General features: G+C 72.2%; 14 protein-coding genes. 6 read left to right on the top strand and 8 right to left on the bottom strand.

What is annotated here, in order from left to right:
• Nucleotides 1-75 precede the first annotated feature (75 nt).
• A complete protein-coding gene (locus HNR22_RS04470; RefSeq protein WP_179779201.1) occupies nt 76-2,301 on the top strand; it encodes a glycoside hydrolase family 43 protein in 2,226 nt (741 codons plus the stop codon).
• 210 nt (nt 2,302-2,511) lie between these two features.
• Entirely contained in the window at nt 2,512-3,156 is a 645-nt protein-coding gene (locus HNR22_RS04475) for a glycine-rich domain-containing protein (protein ID WP_179779202.1), read from the top strand.
• A 24-nt stretch (nt 3,157-3,180) separates the two neighbouring features.
• On the opposite strand, the gene HNR22_RS04480 is transcribed toward HNR22_RS04475, so the two are convergent.
• The 3 genes from HNR22_RS04480 to HNR22_RS04490 form a co-directional block, all read right to left on the bottom strand.
• Nucleotides 3,181-3,696, bottom strand: coding sequence for a 2'-5' RNA ligase family protein (locus tag HNR22_RS04480; RefSeq protein ID WP_179779203.1), 516 nt, complete (start codon nt 3,694-3,696; stop codon nt 3,181-3,183).
• Between the two features lie 182 nt (nt 3,697-3,878).
• On the bottom strand, nt 3,879-4,484 hold the full coding sequence (locus tag HNR22_RS04485) for a response regulator (RefSeq protein ID WP_179779204.1): 606 nt from the start codon (nt 4,482-4,484) through the stop codon (nt 3,879-3,881).
• On the bottom strand, nt 4,481-5,632 hold the full coding sequence (locus HNR22_RS04490) for a histidine kinase (RefSeq protein ID WP_179779205.1): 1,152 nt from the start codon (nt 5,630-5,632) through the stop codon (nt 4,481-4,483). Before HNR22_RS04490 ends, HNR22_RS04485 begins: the two co-directional genes overlap by 4 nt.
• A 132-nt stretch (nt 5,633-5,764) precedes the next feature.
• On the opposite strand from HNR22_RS04490, the gene HNR22_RS04495 reads away from it, so the two are divergent.
• A complete protein-coding gene (locus tag HNR22_RS04495; RefSeq protein ID WP_246380670.1) occupies nt 5,765-6,637 on the top strand; it encodes a DUF6010 family protein in 873 nt (290 codons plus the stop codon).
• A 107-nt stretch (nt 6,638-6,744) separates the two neighbouring features.
• Nucleotides 6,745-8,490: a DEAD/DEAH box helicase gene (locus HNR22_RS04500; RefSeq protein WP_179779206.1), complete on the top strand. Its 1,746-nt coding sequence runs from the start codon at nt 6,745-6,747 to the stop codon at nt 8,488-8,490.
• Between the two features lie 73 nt (nt 8,491-8,563).
• On the opposite strand, the gene HNR22_RS04505 is transcribed toward HNR22_RS04500, so the two are convergent.
• The 4 genes from HNR22_RS04505 to HNR22_RS04520 form a co-directional block, all read right to left on the bottom strand.
• Nucleotides 8,564-8,968, bottom strand: a complete 405-nt coding sequence (locus tag HNR22_RS04505; protein ID WP_179779207.1) for a DoxX family protein — start codon at nt 8,966-8,968, stop codon at nt 8,564-8,566.
• A gap of 133 nt (nt 8,969-9,101) precedes the next feature.
• Nucleotides 9,102-11,432, bottom strand: a complete 2,331-nt coding sequence (gene lon, locus HNR22_RS04510) for an endopeptidase La (RefSeq protein WP_179779208.1) — start codon at nt 11,430-11,432, stop codon at nt 9,102-9,104.
• A gap of 141 nt (nt 11,433-11,573) precedes the next feature.
• Nucleotides 11,574-12,443: a manganese catalase gene (locus HNR22_RS04515; protein ID WP_179779209.1), complete on the bottom strand. Its 870-nt coding sequence runs from the start codon at nt 12,441-12,443 to the stop codon at nt 11,574-11,576.
• An 83-nt stretch (nt 12,444-12,526) separates the two neighbouring features.
• Nucleotides 12,527-13,258: a sensor histidine kinase gene (locus tag HNR22_RS04520; protein WP_179779210.1), complete on the bottom strand. Its 732-nt coding sequence runs from the start codon at nt 13,256-13,258 to the stop codon at nt 12,527-12,529.
• Nucleotides 13,259-13,341: 83 nt separating this feature from the next.
• Between HNR22_RS04520 and HNR22_RS04525 the strand changes: the two genes are divergently transcribed.
• On the top strand, nt 13,342-13,965 hold the full coding sequence (locus HNR22_RS04525) for a response regulator (protein ID WP_246380672.1): 624 nt from the start codon (nt 13,342-13,344) through the stop codon (nt 13,963-13,965).
• A gap of 145 nt (nt 13,966-14,110) precedes the next feature.
• Entirely contained in the window at nt 14,111-14,458 is a 348-nt protein-coding gene (locus HNR22_RS04530) for a histone-like nucleoid-structuring protein Lsr2 (protein ID WP_179779212.1), read from the top strand.
• A gap of 135 nt (nt 14,459-14,593) precedes the next feature.
• On the opposite strand, the gene HNR22_RS04535 is transcribed toward HNR22_RS04530, so the two are convergent.
• Nucleotides 14,594-15,853, bottom strand: a complete 1,260-nt coding sequence (locus HNR22_RS04535; RefSeq protein ID WP_179779213.1) for a hypothetical protein — start codon at nt 15,851-15,853, stop codon at nt 14,594-14,596.
• Nucleotides 15,854-16,111 lie beyond the last annotated feature (258 nt).

Raw genomic sequence — 16,111 nt, forward strand, 5'->3', positions numbered from 1 at the left:
CTCTTTACAACGTTGTATCCATCGTTGTAGAAACGAGGGCACGACCCCACGCCCACTCCCCCGAGGCAGGTCCACATGCGACACCTTCGCCGCGGCGGCGCGCTCACCGCCGCGCTCGGTCTGATCCTGGCCACGTTGGCGCCCCCACCTGCCGCCGGCTCCGGCGGGCCGTCCCGCTACGACAATCCGATCTCCGTCGGGGTGGGCGACACGTTCGCCGACCCGGTCATCGTGCGGGGCGACGACGGCTTCTGGTACGCCTACGGCACCACCGACCCGCTGCGCGAGGGCGAGCACGAGTTCCACCAGGTGCCCACCGCCCGCTCGGCCGACCTGGTCGACTGGACCTACGTCGGGGACGCGTTCGGCCCCGAGCAGCGGCCACCGTACGCGGCGCCCGGTGCGGCCTTCTGGGCACCTGACGTGCGCCGCGTCGGCGATCAGTGGGTCATGTACGTGACGGTCACCGACACCACCGTCTCCGCCGAGGGCAGCGACTACGCCATCGGCGCTGCCACCGCACCCACCCCGACCGGCCCGTGGACCTTCGCCGCGCAACCCGTGGTGGCACCCCGCCCCGGCGGGGGCGGCGGTTACCTGTGGACCATCGACCCCAGCCAGTTCACCGACGTCGACGGCCGGAGCTACCTCTACTACGGCAGCTACTACGGCGGCATCTCGGTCACCGAACTCAGCGCGGACGGGCTGACCGCCGTGGGCACACCGACGCAGGTGGCGATCGACAACAAGTTCGAGGGCAGCTACGTGCTGCGCCACGACGACTGGTACTACCTGTTCGCCTCCACGGCCAACTGCTGCGCCGGCCCAGCCACCGGCTACTCCGTCCAGGTGGGACGCGCCCGCAGCCCGCGCGGCCCGTTCACCGACCGCGACGGCGTCGCGCTGACCGCGTCCCGGGCGGGTGGCACGCCGGTGCTGACCCAGAACGGCAACCGGTGGATCGGCACCGGGCACAACGGCTTCCTCACCGACCTGTCCGGTCAGGACTGGATCGTCTACCACGCGATCGACCGCACCGACCCGTACCTCGACGAGCCGTTCGGCATCAACGAACGCCCGATGCTGCTCGACCGGCTCGACTGGATCGACGGCTGGCCGACCGTGAACGCGGGCGCCGGCCCGTCCGACGGCACCCGACCCGCACCCGTGACCACCGGCCGGGTCGACGACCGGTTCGACAGCACCGGGCTGGCCGACTGGCGACGTGTCACCGGCCAGTGGCGGGTCACCGTCGGCCGGCTCGTCGGCAGCGGCGCGCTGACCAGTCGTACCACCGTCGGCGGTCACGTGCGCGCGGAGACCGACCTACGGCTCACCGGCGCGACCAGCGCCGGGGTCACCCTCGGCGACCGGGTCGAGGTCCGCGTCGACGCAGCCGCCGGCCGGCTCGTGGCCAGCGACGGCCGCCGCCGCGCGACCACACCGCTGCCCGTCGGGCTCGACCTGGCCGACCCGCACAACCTGGCCATCGAGGTACGCGGGCAGCAACTCGTCGCCGAGCTGAGCCCAGCCCGCCTCGGTGACCAGGTCGCCGTGGTGTCGCTTCGGCTGGACCGCCCGGTCGCGGGGCGCCCTGGGCTGGCCGCCGTCGGTGGTCCGGCCGAGTTCGACAACGTCAGCGTGGCCCGACTGTTCCAGCCGGCGAAGCGGGCGGTGCCTGAGCCCCGCGTCGGAGCGCCGCTGCGGGCGCACTCCGACGAGTTCACCGATGGGCTCGACGGGGACTGGCGGTGGGTCCGCGAGGACCCGGCGGTCACCGCCGCCGACGGCGCGCTGCGCTGGCCGGTGCAGTCGGCCGACCTGACCGGCACCGGCAACACGGCGGGTGTGCTGCTGCGCGACGCGCCGCGCGGCGACTACGTCGCCGAGACGAAGGTGACGCTGGACCTGGGCGAGGACTCCGTCCGCAACTACCAGCAGGCGGGCCTGGTCGCCTACGTGGACGACGACCGGTTCGCCCGGCTGACCCAGGTGGCGATCTGGAACACCCGGCAGGTCGAGTACGGCTACGAGGTGCCCTTCGCCGGCCAGCCGGTCTACGGCGGCAGCATCGTCGGCACCCCGGCCACCACCACCTGGCTGCGACTGGCGCACCACGTCGACCCGGCCACCGGCGAGCACGAGTTCCGGGCCGGTTCCAGCCGGGACGGGCGCACCTGGACGTGGGGTGCGGTATGGACGTTCCCGGCCGACACCACTCCCCGGATCGGCCTGGTGGCGCACGGCGGCGCCGAACCGGCGGTCACCGCCGAATTCGACTACCTGCGCTTCTACCGCTAGACCGGCGGGCCCCCTGCCGACGTGCAGGGGGCCCTTCGACCCGGTCAACGTCGTGTCCGGTGACGCACTTGCCAACTGCCCTACCCTGAAGGAGCCGCGGCGCCACTTCGGCAAGTCGAGGCCCTAGCGCCCGCACCGTGGGCGGATGGAAGCAGCCGCATGAACTGGACGACGTTCAGAAGCAACAGCACCCCTCGCCGACTCCGCGCCGTGACCGACCTGCAGTTCCCTGCCAGCGCGCGGCAGCAGCTACTGAATCGGCACCCCCATCTCAGCGACGACGACATCGTCCTCGTCGAAACCGCGACCCGGCAGTGGTTCCGGATCGTCGCCCGCCAGAGCAGTGCGAAGCTGTCGGTGCCGTCGGTGGTCGTGGACGATCTGTGGCAGGAACTCACCCGGCATACGCAGGACTACGCCACCTTCTGCGACGCCGCGTTCGGGCGCCCTCTGCCGCACCAGCCCAGGTTCACGACCAGCGCGGGCATGACCAACACCGATCGCAGCGCCCTGCTCGCCACGCTGAACCACGGCCGCCGGGACGAGGGTTGTGGTCCGACCGGCCTTCCCCTGCTGTTCCGGGTGGATCAGGAGGTGCGCGTCCAGAATGGCAAACGATACCTGGCCGACTGCGGAGGCCGTGGCGAGTGCTTCCCGGTCTCCGACCGCGTCTGCCTGCAACACCTCGCGGGGCCGGGCAAACGACCCAAGCCCCGCGGCATCCGCGGTGAACTGCCCTTCAACGACGGCCGCCACGGCTACGCCGGCGGCTCAGGCGGCAGCGGCGGCGGCGAGTTCAGTGGCGGGAGCGATGGCGGAGGCGGCGATGGCGGTGGCGGTGGGAGCTGCAACTGAGGCCCCTGACACGCCGCCACGGGCCTACGGCGTGGTCAGCGGTGTCACCGTCCGGTCCGTGCCGTCGTAGCTGCGCGCGGCGTCGAAGTCCCCCGTCGGGCGCTGCCCACCGGTGACGGCACGGGCCAACCGCAGGTCCGCGTTGCGAAAGCGCAGGGCCAGGCTCAGGTGTGGCACCCACACCCCAGGCGCGTGCCACGGGCGGTGCCCGTCGGCGTCGGCGAGAACGTCCCAGACGGCGGCGTGCAGCGCGATCAGCGCCGGCGTGGACTGCACGAGCCAGACCAGCGGGGCGCTGCCGTCGAGGACGACAACGCGGTCGAGCGTGACCGGCATCGGGAGCGCGGTGTCGAACAGCTCGGCGAGGCGGCGCTCGACGCCGGGCGGGAACTCGTCGACAGCGGCGAGGGTCAGGTGCGGCCGGTTGGTCGGGTGGGTGTTGCGGGCCAGGGTCGGTAGCCCGGCAGCCGCCAACCGGTCCCAGACCGCCCGAACCTCGGCGTCCAACCCGGGCGAGCAGACCAGCTCCACGGTACGCACCCCGACACGCTAGCGAGCACTGCGCCGGCCCAACCGACTGATCCCCACCGCAACGCGTTTCGCGCAGCCCACCCCCGCGTCGATCATGAAGTTAGCGGCGTCGATGCCGGCGTGTCGCGACGCTAACTTCATGATCGACGCGGGCGGGCGAGGGGGGGTGGGCGTGGGGGGCGGGGGTGGGGTTAGAGCCAGCCGTTGTTTCGGGCGGTGCGGACGGCTTCGGTTCGGTCGGTCGCGCCGAGCTTCTGTACGGCGGCGGAGAGGTGGTTGCGGACGGTGCCGGTGGACAGGTGCACCCGGCGGGCGATCACCGCGACCGGTGCGCCGAACTCGGCAAGCCGTAGCGTCTCCAACTCCCGTGGCGTCAGCGGGCACGTCGGCAGGGTCAACGCGTCGGCGGCGAGCGACGGGTCGACGTACCGTCCGCCGGTGTGCACCCGGCGGATCACGTCGGCGAGCGCGTTACCGGGCGAGCCCTTCGGCACGAAACCGCGCGCCCCGGCGGTCAGCGCCTGACGCAGGTGCCCCGGGCGGCCGTGCCCGGTCAGCACGACCACCGCGCACTCAGGACGGACCCGGGCCAGCTCGGCGGCCACCGCGATGCCGTCCAGACCCGGCATCTCCAGGTCCACCACCGCCACGTCCGGGCGATGCGCGAGCGTCGCGGTCACCGCCGTGGGTCCGTCGGCGGCCTGGGCCACCACGTCGATGTCTGGTTCGAGGCCGAGCAGCGCGGCGACCGCGACCCGGATCAGGTCCTCGTCGTCGGCGAGCAGGACACGGATCACGACGGCACCGGCACGGTCGCCTCCAGGGTGAACACCCTGTCCTCCCGGCGGACTTGCAGCTCTCCGCCGACCGCGGCCAGCCGGTCGGCCAGGCCGCGCAGGCCGTGGCTGTGCTCGTCCGGGCCGCTGTCGTCGGCACCGTCGTTGGCGATGGTCATCCTGGCCCCGTTCTCGTCCCGGTCGATGTGGATCCGGCACCACTCGGCCCGGCTGTGCCGCAGCACGTTGGTGCCCGCCTCGCGCAGCACCGCCGCCAGTTCGGTGGCGGCCGGCTGAGGCAGGTCGACGCGTGGCGGCACCGTGCAGCGCACCCCGCAGGAGCGCAACACGTCTGCCACGGCGGCCAGTTGCTCACCGAGGTCGACGGCCCGGTAGCCGTGCACGCTCTCGCGGACCTCGGTGAGCGCGGAGGCGGCCAACCGTTGCACCTCGGCGGCCTCCCGCCCGGCCCGCTCCGGGTCGACCGGTGCGAGCCGCGCGGCGAGTTCGGCCTTCAGCGCGATGACGGTGAGACTGTGCCCCAGCAGGTCGTGCACGTCACGGGCGAAGCGCAGCCGCTCCTCGGCGGCGGCCAGCCGGGCCTGGGCGGCCTGACCCTGCCGGGCCTCCACCAGCAGGTCCCAGAACCAGACCTGGAACCAGTTGACCGCGGCCACGCCCACCCCGACGCCACCGGTCACGGTCAGGGACCGCCCCACGGACCCGCCGGTCCACCCGGCCACCGCCGCCGACACGAGCAGGGTGCCGGCGGTGACGGCCAGCGCGCCCGGGAGTCGGACCAGCAAGGGTGCCATTCCGACCAGGGAGGCCCCGATCCACGCCCAGGTCGGCCAGGCCCCGGCCGCGACCGGGGCCACCAACGGCACGGTCAGCGCCGCCACGACGACCAGGCCGAGCTGGGCGCGACGTCGCCACCGTTGCGCGAGCCAGGGGGTGACCGCCGCGTACAGCACAGCGGTCTGGGTGGCCGCGAAGAGGAGGATCCCGACCGCACCGAGCGCGACGCGGCCGGCGGACGGCTCCCGGGTCAGGCCGACCGCGGGGAGCAGGACACTCGCCCACACGCCGGTGGCCAGCGACAGCAGCGTCGCCCGGCGGGCCCGGTGCAGCCGGCGGTCCGCCCGGGGGGTCACCGCCTCGCTCGCCACGCACCGATCCTAGGACCGCCCGGCACCCGGTCCACCCGTGCGAGATGTCACGGTCGGACCGTGCGATCCGCACGGGATTCCGGTGACGGACGAGCCTGCCGACCGCGCCGGGACACCGGCAGGGTCAACGGCATGGAAAACACACGGGTGTACGCGGACAGCATGGTCGTACCGTCGCCTGCGCCGATGCCGGCAGCGCCCGGCACCGGCACGCGGCGGCTGTGGTGGCATCTCGCCGAGATGGCACTGGCGATGGTCGTCGGGATGCTGCTGCTCGGGCCCCTGTGGGACGCGGCCGGCGCCCCGCTCGGGATCACCAAGACGCTGGGCCGGCCGGACGTCGCCGCGCTGGTGATGGCCACGAACATGACGGTTGGGATGACGGTGTGGATGCGCTACCGGGCGCACCACTGGCGTGGGGTCGTCGAGATGGCGGCGGCGATGTACGTGCCGTTCCTGGTGGTGCTCGTACCGTTCTGGGCCGGCCGGCTGGATGGCGACGCCCTCATGCTCGGCGGTCACCTCCTGATGGTGCCGGCGATGGTGCTGGTGGCGGTGCGCCATCGGCACGAGACGCCGGTGGCGGTACGCCGGCACCCGGCCGTGGTGGCGCTGGCCCACCGCTGGCCGACCGGGCTGGCGTTGCTGATGACGGTGGACATGTGGGTCGAGCCGAAGGTGCTCAACCCGTGGACGATGCTGGTGTTGCCCGGCGGGTACCTGCTGATCGGCGTGGTCCGACGCACCCTGCGCGGGCCGGGCGTGCTCGCCACCCAACTGGTCGGCCTGGTCGCCTGGGTCGCGCTGACGCTGGCCGCGGTCGCGGTCGGGGGTCAGACGGCGGCGTGGCTGGTGGCGCTCGGTTGGCTGGCGCACGCCGGGTGGGACCTGGCCCACCACCGCACCGGCCGGGTGGTGCCGCGCTGGTACACGGAGGGGTGCGCCGTGCTCGACACGACGCTGGCGGGCATCATGATCGTGGCAATCCTGACCGGTGCCGTCTGACGGCTCCGCCCGCCGGCGCGGATCTTGTGGGGGTGCCGCGGGGCGCTGATCGTGCTCTTGTGGCGGTCGGCGCAGCGGCTTGGACGGCGTAATGAAAGGCTTGGCACATGAGTTCCGCACCTGCACAGCACGACGCACCGATCGACGCACCGACTGACGCCGCCCCCGCCGGCGCCGAAGAGGTGTACGCCTTCACCGAGCTCGGGCTGCGTCCCGAGCTGCTGGGCGCGCTGTCCGCCCTCGGTTACGAGGAGCCGACCCCCATCCAGCGGGAGGCGATCCCACCACTGCTGGAGGGTCGGGACCTGCTGGGCCAGGCGGCCACCGGCACCGGCAAGACGGCGGCGTTCGCGCTCCCGTTGCTGAACCTCATGAAGGCACACCGCCAGGGTGGTGACCCGGTGGCGCTGGTGTTGGTGCCGACCCGTGAGCTGGCGGTGCAGGTCTCCGAGGCGTTCCACCGTTACGGCAAGGACCTGGGCGCCCGGGTGCTGCCGATCTACGGTGGGCAGCCGATCGGGCGGCAGCTGCGGGCACTGGACAGCGGCGTCGACGTGGTGGTGGCCACCCCCGGGCGGGCCCTCGACCACATCGCCCGGGGCACGTTGCGACTGGGCGGGCTCGCCACGGTGGTGCTCGACGAGGCCGACGAGATGCTCGACATGGGCTTCGCCGAGGACATCGAGGCGATCCTGGAGCACGCTCCGGCGCAGCGTCAGACGGTACTCTTCTCGGCCACCATGCCGTCACGCATCGACGGGATGGCCCGGCAGCACCTGCGCGAACCGGTCCGGATCGAGATCGGCCGGGAGCCGACGGTCGCGGGCGAGGCGCCCCGGGTGCGGCAGAGCGCGTACATCGTGACCCGGGCCCACAAGCCGGCCGCGCTGGGCCGGGTGCTGGACGTGGAGTCGCCCACCGCGGCGATCGTGTTCTGCCGCAGCCGCGAAGAGGTCGACCGGCTGACCGAGACGATGAACGGCCGGGGCTACCGCTCCGAGGCGCTGCACGGCGGCATGAGCCAGGAGCAGCGCGACCGGGTGATGGGCCGGCTGCGGGCGGGCACCGCCGACCTGCTGGTGGCCACCGATGTGGCGGCCCGTGGGCTGGACGTCGAGCAGCTCACCCACGTCGTCAACTACGACGTGCCGTCCGCCCCGGAGTCGTACGTGCACCGGATCGGCCGGGTGGGCCGGGCCGGCCGCGAGGGCGTGGCGATCACCCTCGCCGAGCCGCGTGAGCACCGGATGCTCAAGACCATCGAGCGGGTGACCGGCCAGCGGATCACCATCGACAAGATCCCCACCGTGGCCGACATGCGGACCCGCCGGTTGGAGCTGACCCAGGCGGCGCTGCGGGAGAGCCTGCTGGAGGATGACCTCGACCCGTTCCGGGTCATCGTGGAGACGCTGACCGACGAGTTCGACCTGATGGAGGTCGCCCTCGCCGCCGTGAAGCTGGCCCACGAGGTGACGTCGCCGGGCTCCGACGACGAGGAGGAGATCCCGCAGGTCCCGGTACGCGGTCCCCGCGAGGGTCGACCGGAGACCGGCGGCCGGGGCGGCGACCGGCGGGGCGGGGGCCGGCCGCGCTCCGGCGGCGGCAACACCGTCCAGGTCTTCGTCGGCCTGGGCCGGCGCGCCGGGGTGCGCCCGCAGGACCTGGTCGGCGCGATCACCGGGGAGACCGGGATCCGTGGTCGGGACATCGGCTCGATCGAGATCGCCGACCGGTTCTCGCTGGTGGAGGTGCCGCAGGGGGTGGCCGACGAGGTGATCTCCGGGTTGCGCCAGAGCACGATCAAGGGCCGCAAGGCCACCGTGCGCCGCGACCGCGGGGGCGACGAGCGCTGAGCACGCCGCCGGCGACGCCGGCCTGAGCACGCGCCGGCGACCGCCGAGGTACGACGGTCGCCGGCGCTGCGGATCAGAAGGAGTACGGCCCGAACCGGCCCCACGCCACCACGGCGGCGAGCACGAGCAGCACCGCGCAGGTGATCGCGCCCTGCAGCTCCGTACGACGCTGCTCCGCCGTGTCCTGCTTCTTCCTGTCGCGCAGGTGCACGAGGATGCCGCCGATCATGACGATGACCAGCCCGGTAGCGGCGAGCGGGGTGAGCACGGTGGCGATGCCGGTGAGTGGGGGCAGCACCAGCCCGATGGCGGCCAGCAGCTCGACAGCGCCGAGCGCCTTGACCTGGGTCGGCGGGACCGGGTCCACCCACCGCATCAGCTCGCGCAGCTTGTCCTTGGGCTGGGTCAGCTTGGCGAAGCCGGCGCCGGCGAAGACGACGGCGAGCAGGATCTGGATGATCCAGAGCACCACGTTCACGGGGGTTCCTCCAGGGGGACGCCTCGCGGCGAAGAGGTAGTTGAGGATTCGAGCGAGACAGTAGACCTCTCCCCGCGTACGCAGAGGACCCCCGCCGTCTTCAGAGACGGCGGGGGTCCTTGTGGTCGGAGCGTCAGGCCGCGAAGAGCGCCGGACCGTCCAGCGTCTTGACGTCGGCCGGGCGCAACGCCAGGGCGAGCACGTCGGCCACGTCGGCCAGGGTGTGCACGGTCAGCGCCTCACGCACCTCGGTCGGCAGGTCGTCCAGGTCGGGCTCGTTGCGCGCCGGGATGATGACCTCGGTGAGGCCGGCCCGGTGCGCGGCGAGCAGCTTCTGCTTCACCCCGCCGATCGGCAGCACCCGACCGGACAGCGTCACCTCGCCGGTCATCCCGAACTCGGGGCGGACCGGGCGGCCGGTGACCAGCGAGGCCAGGGCCGTCACCATGGTGATGCCGGCGCTCGGGCCGTCCTTGGGCACCGCGCCCGCCGGGAAGTGGACGTGGATCCGGCGTCCGGCGAGGACGTTCGGGTCGATGCCGAACCGGCGCCCGTTGGAGCGCAGGTACGACAGGGCGATCTGCGCCGACTCCTTCATCACGTCGCCGAGCTGGCCGGTCAGGGTCAGCCCCGGCTCGCCCTCCATGCTGGTCGCCTCGATGAAGAGCACGTCCCCACCGGCGCCGGTGACGGCGAGGCCGGTTGCCACGCCGGGCACGGCGGTGCGCTCGGCCGACTCCGGGGTGAACTTCGGTCGCCCCAGGTAGCGGGTGAGGTTGTCGGTGTCGACGCGTACCGGCGACGGGTCGGTCGCCAGCGTCACCGCCACCTTGCGCAGGATCTTGGCGAGACCACGTTCGAGCTGCCGGACACCGGCCTCCCGGGTGTACTCCCCCGCGATCAGCGCCAACGCCTCGTCGGCGATCTCCACCTCGTCGGCGGTCAGCCCGGCCCGCTCCCGCTGCCGGGGCAGCAGGTGGTCACGGGCGATGGCGACCTTCTCGTCCTCGGTGTAGCCGTCCAGGGTGACCAGCTCCATCCGGTCCAGCAGCGGGCCGGGGATGGACTCCACCACGTTGGCGGTGGCCAGGAACAGCACGTCGGACAGGTCGAGGTCGACCTCCAGGTAGTGATCCCGGAAGGTGTGGTTCTGCGCCGGGTCGAGCACCTCCAGCAGGGCGGCGGCCGGGTCACCGGCGTAGCCGGCGTTCAGCTTGTCCACCTCGTCGAGGAGCACGACCGGGTTCATCGAGCCGGCCTCGCGCAGCGCGCGGACGATCCGGCCGGGCAGCGCGCCGACGTAGGTGCGCCGGTGACCGCGGATCTCCGCCTCGTCGCGGACGCCGCCGAGCGACACCCGGACGAAGTTGCGCCCGAGCGCACGCGCCACGGACTCGCCGAGGCTGGTCTTGCCGACGCCGGGAGGGCCGGCGAGGGCGAGCACCGCGCCGGAGCCGCGACCGCCGACCACGCCGAGGTTGCGCTCGGCACGACGGTTGCGCACGGCCAGGTACTCCAGGATGCGGTCCTTCACGTCGGCCAGGCCGGCGTGGTCGGCGTCGAGCACCGCCCGGGCCGCGGCCAGGTCCGTGTTGTCCTCGGTACGCGTGCCCCACGGCATTTCGAGCACGGTGTCCAGCCAGGTGCGGATCCAGCCCGCCTCCGGGGAGGCATCGCTGGCCCGTTCCAGCTTGCCGACCTCGCGCATGGCCGCCTCGCGGACCTTCTCCGGCAGCTCGGCGGACTCGACCCGGGAGCGGTAGTCGGCCGAGCCGTCCGGCTCGTCCTCACCCAGCTCCTTGCGGATCGCGGCGAGCTGCTGGCGCAGCAGGAACTCCCGCTGGGACTTCTCCAGCCCCTCGCGGACGTCACTGTTGATCTGCTCGGTGACCTCCTGCTCGGCCAGGTAGTCCTTCACCCAGCCGACCAGCAGCTCCAGCCGGGCGGTCACGTCCGGCGCGGTGAGCAGCTCGGTCTTCTGGTCCAGGGTCAGCCAGGGCGCGTAGCCGGCCGAGTCGGCCAGCTCGGACAGGTCGGTCATCCGCTCCACCGCGTCGATGACCTGCCAGGCGCCCCGCTGCTGGAGCACGGAGGTCACCAGGGCGCGGTACTCGCGGGCGAGTTCCCGGGCGCGGCCGGCGGGAGCGGGTTCGTCGAGTTCGGAGGCCTCGACCCAGAGTGCGGCGCCGGGCCCGGGCACGCCGGAGCCGATCCGGGCCCGGGACAGACCACGGATGACGGCGGCGGGCTCACCCTCGGGCAGCCGGCCGACCTTCTCGATGGTGGCGACCACGCCGACCGGGCCGTACTCGCCGTCGATACGCGGCACGGCCAGCAGCTTGCGGTCGCCGGTCGCCCGGGCTGCGTCGATCGCGGCCTGGGTCGTCGGGTCGAGGGTCACCGGGATCACCATGCCGGGCAGCAGCACGGCGTCGGTCAGGGGAAGTACCGGAAGAGTTGCCATCGAACACCTGCTATCGCGTTGAGTTGAGCGTGTCTCACTCAAGTAACAAAGCGTTCCCCTTGTTCCGCTCTGTGACCCAGACCACTCCAACGGCCTGTCCGGCGGGTCGCCCGGGACCGGCGGGCGACCCGACCGGGCACCTCAGGTGAGCTTGCTCTTCACCGTGTTCACGACCGAGCCGGCCACACCCGGGTTGGTGCCGTACAGGCGCGGGTCTCCCGGAGGCAGCACCGGCTCCGGGGCGTTCGCCCGCGGGCTGTCGCCGTACCGGAACTCGCCCTTGCCGTCCGGCGTGGGCCCGGACGCCCAGCGCCCCTCGTTGGCATCGGTGCCCGAGGAGAAGCTGAGGTAGGTGTAGCCGAACTCCTCGGTGAACTCGCCGGAGTCCGGGAATGCCTCGGGCACCGGCATGTCCTCCAGGCCGTCCTCCTTGAGCTGCTCGATCGCCGCCAGCCACATGTTCTGGTGCATGGTGTCGCGGGCCAGCAGGAAGCGCAGCATCTGCTTGACGCCCGGGTCGTCCGTCATGTTGAACAACCGGGCGACCTGGAGCCGACCCTGCGCCTCCGCGGTGACGTTGAGCTGGAAGTCGGCCAGCAGGTTACCGCTGGCGGTGACGAACGAGCCGTTCCAGGGCACCCCGTTGGAGTCGGCGGGCAACGCCCCGCCACCGCCGTGGATGAAGTGCGCCGGGTTCGACGCGGCGAAGGTCGCCGCGCCCCCAGGGTTGCCCGCGACGCCCTCCGACATCGACAGCGGCGCGTTGTCCAACAGTCGGGTGATCATCGTGACGATCATCTCGACGTGGCCCATCTCCTCGGTGCCGACGTCGAGCAGCAGGTCCTTGTACTTGCCGGGCAGCCGGCAGTTCCACCCCTGGAACAGGTACTGGTTGGCGACGGTCATCTCACCCCACTTGCCGCCCAGCACCTCCTGCAGGCGACGGGCGAACGCGGCGTCCGGGCCGTCCGGCTTGGCTTCGAACTGCAGGTCCTTCACATGACTGAACATCTGACCCCCTCATAACGGGAACTGGCAGAGGATGCCGTTCCCGCCTCGGTGACCCCACCGGGCCAACCCGTGTCCCGATGGGGTCAGCGCGGCGGGTGAACCGTCGGCAGCAGCACCTCCAGCGCCACGCCACGCGGTCGCAGCCGGTGCACCCGCAGCGCTCCCCCGTCCGTCACGAGGAGCTGCCGCACGATCCACAGCCCCAGCCCGGACATCCCAACCGTCGGCGCCGGACGGCGCAACGCGGACAGCAACGCGTCGTCGACCCGTCCCTCGTCGGTGACCAGGACACTCAGGCCAGGCCCACGCACTGTGGCGTACAGCCCCACCTGCCCGTCCGGTGGCCCGTGCCGCAGCGCGTTCTCCACCAGGTTGACCAGCACCTGGCGGGTCCGTCCGGCCGGCACCGGGCACGCGCCCGCCCGCCGGGTGGCCCGCGCACGCCGTCGACCGGCCGGCACCAGCGCGGCGGCCTCACGCAGGATGCCCGCCAGCGGGACGGCCGGCTCCGGCTGTGGCACCAGCGCCAGCGCGCCGGTGCCGGCGGTCGCGTCGCGCAGCAGGCTCTGCAGGTGGACGGCCTGATCGCGGGCCAACTCGGTGATCGCCCGCCGGTCGGCGCCGCTGAGTTCCCGCTGCTCGTCGGCCAGCGCGCGGGTCAGCGAGGTCAGGGTGCTGATCGGCGTACGGAACTCGTGGCACAACACCCGCAGCAGCAACTCCGAATCCGCCATCGGTGGTCGCATCTCACCCGGAGCCGGTTCGATCCGGCGCAACCCTCGCAGCAGGCCCTGCAAACCGTGGCGTGCGCGCATCCACCCGACTCCCCTCGTTCGGTGCGTACCCGCATGATCGGTACCCGCTGGGGAACGGCGCAGACATGCCGGGAGCCTCCACCATGCGACTTGTCGTCGTGGACGATCACCCTCTCTTCGTCCGCGGCCTCGAACTGCTGCTCCCCATCACCACCGACGGTCGCGCCGAGGTGGTCGCCTCGACCGGCGACGCCGCAGCCGCCGCGGCGCTGGTCAGCCAGTGGCACCCCGACCTGGCCCTGGTCGACCTGCACATGCCCCCACCGGGTGGCATCCGGGCGGTGGGCGCGATCCGGCGGACCACCCCACGGGTACGGGTGGTCGCGATGTCCGGTTCCGCTGACCCGGCGCCGGCGCTGGAGGCCTTGCGGGCCGGCGCCGAGGGGTTCCTGCCGAAGACCAGTGAACCGGAGGAGTTGCTGCCCCCGCTGCTGGCCGTCCTGGAGGGGTGGGCGGTGCTGCCGGCCGAACTGCTGCACGCCATGCTGCGGCCCACCCGCACCGCGCCGGTCGACCTGGACGGCGAGGAACGTCGGCTGCTGCGGGCGATAGCCGCCGGCCGCAACACCATCGAGATCGCCGACGAACTGCACGTCTCGGAGCGGACGGTGAAACGGATGACCGCCGCGTTGCTGCGCAAGTTGCGGGTGTCCAACCGGGCGGAGGCAGCCGCCCTCGCCGGGCACGCCGGCCTCCTCGACGAATGAGACCGCTTCATCGCGTGCGATTCACGGTTTTGCTTGGTAACGGAATCGCGACGCGCCGAATGAATGGGACGCATATTGTTGCGGATTACCGGGGTGATAGGTCAGACTTTGGACACATCCCGCCGCACACAGGGAGTAATCGGCAATGGCGAGAAAAGTAATCACGGTCCTGACCGACGACCTCGACGGTGGGAAGGCCGACCGGACGGTCGAGTTCAGTCTCGACGGCGTGGCCTACACGATCGACGTCTCGGACGAGAATGCCGGTGTCCTGCGCAAGGCACTGGACCCGTACATCAATGCGGGTCGGCGGATCGGGCGTGGCCCGGTGGAGAGTGCCCGCACGGTCCGGCGGTCGGGGCGACCCGCCGGCGCGGGAATGGATCGGGAGCAGAACCGGGCCATCCGGGAATGGGCCGTCAAGAACGGCTACAAGATTTCCGAACGAGGCCGGATCCCGGTCGAGGTCGTCGAGGCGTACAAGAGCCGCTGACGCACGAGTTGACGATGGGGCCACGCCGGAAACGGCGTGGCCCCATCGGTTTGTCCGGGCACCGAAACGACGCGGCGGCCGGTCACCCGAGGGGATTGTCGCCCCGGGTGACCGGCCGCCGTCGGTCGCGCTGAATCAGTTGACGGTGATCCGCACCGAGTCGAACGCGGGCGTCTGGTTGGCCCGCTCCATCATCGGGAGGCGGTGCGAACCGTCGCCGGCCCAGACGGAGCACTGTGCCGTACCCGACTCCGGCAGGCCCGGAATCTGGATGGTCACCTCGTCAGGCTGGGCGCCACCGCGGCCGTCCTCGGTCGCGACGAAGAACGCGGGCACCTCCTGCGGCTCCGGCGGAGCGGTCAGGCTGTCCAGCATCCGGCAGGCGGTGTGGAAGTGGCCCCGGACCAGGCCCTGGGCGTTGAGCAGCGAGCTCTCCACGTAGTAACCACCCTGGCCCGCGGCGAGGAAGCGGTCCCGGACCAGGTTGCGGGTGCTGACCCGCAGGGTGAAGGCCTGGTTCTGGCCGACCTGCTGGGGGAACTGGGTGATCAGCAGCGACGGGTTGTTCGCGGCGGCGCCGACCTCACCGAACTCGGTGCTCACGCAGCGATTGCCGTTCTGGAAGCCGTCGTGCGGCTGGAGCCGGCTCTCGTCACAGTCGTTGGCCAGCACGCCGAGCCCGGCGCCGGGGGCGGTGCCACCGTTGTTCCCGCCGTTGTTGCCACCGGGCGTGGTGGTGGGGGTGGTGGTGGGGGTGCTGCCACCGTTGTTGCCGCCGGAGTTGTTGGTCGGCTGCACCTGGCACTCGGCGAGCTGCGCGAGACCCTGGGGCCGGGGACCGACCCGGTCGATGGCCGTCGTGATCCGGTCCAGCACCGCGCGCCGCTTGCCGGCCAGCGGCTGGAGGATCGCGCTGCGGATGAACGCCTCACCCTTGTTGCCCTCGGCGGCCAACCGGCGGTCCGCCTCGGCGATCTGGGCCTGCAACTGGGCGAGGTTGCGGTCCACCTCGGCCCGCGCCCGGTCCGGCACCTGCGGCAGCTTGGCCGTCACGTCCGGGCAGGCAATGGCCGTGCCGGTGCCCACCGTGCCGTCCTTACCGTCCTCACACTCGGGGACCGACTGCTGTCCGTCACCCCAGTGATTACGCACCCACCGACCGTTCTGCCAGGTGCGGCTGGTCGAACCGCCGCCCGTCGGCGCTGTCGCGCCGGGGCTCGGTTCCACGCACTGCCCAGCAGCCGGGCGCGGCTTATTTGTCCGCCGGTCCTGGGCCGACGAAATCTGGGTCACGGCGACGACTCCGCCGAAGACCGCGAGCGTGCCGACAACGGCCAGCAGACGCTTGCTCCGCGCGTTGCCGGATGACCGGCTCGCCCGTGTGGACCTGCGCATCGAATTGTTCTCCTTCTCGATCCGGTAGTGGATTCCTGGCCTCGGCGGACCGACGGATGTCAGATGGCACGCCACGGCGGCGAGCACCGTGACCTACCGGGTAATGCGTCGATGGCCGACGATGCCCTTTCCACACCGTCCCCCGGGTCCCGACGACGCGGATGGGAGATCCTGTTCATTCGCGCAGGAGTACGGGTGGGCGACCGGGAAGGTTCAACCGGCGCACAGGAAATTGCCGCGACCCGACATCGAGCCGAC

It is taken from the genome of Micromonospora jinlongensis, from assembly GCF_013410645.1.
Taxonomy (GTDB): Bacteria; Actinomycetota; Actinomycetes; order Mycobacteriales; family Micromonosporaceae; genus Micromonospora; species Micromonospora zamorensis.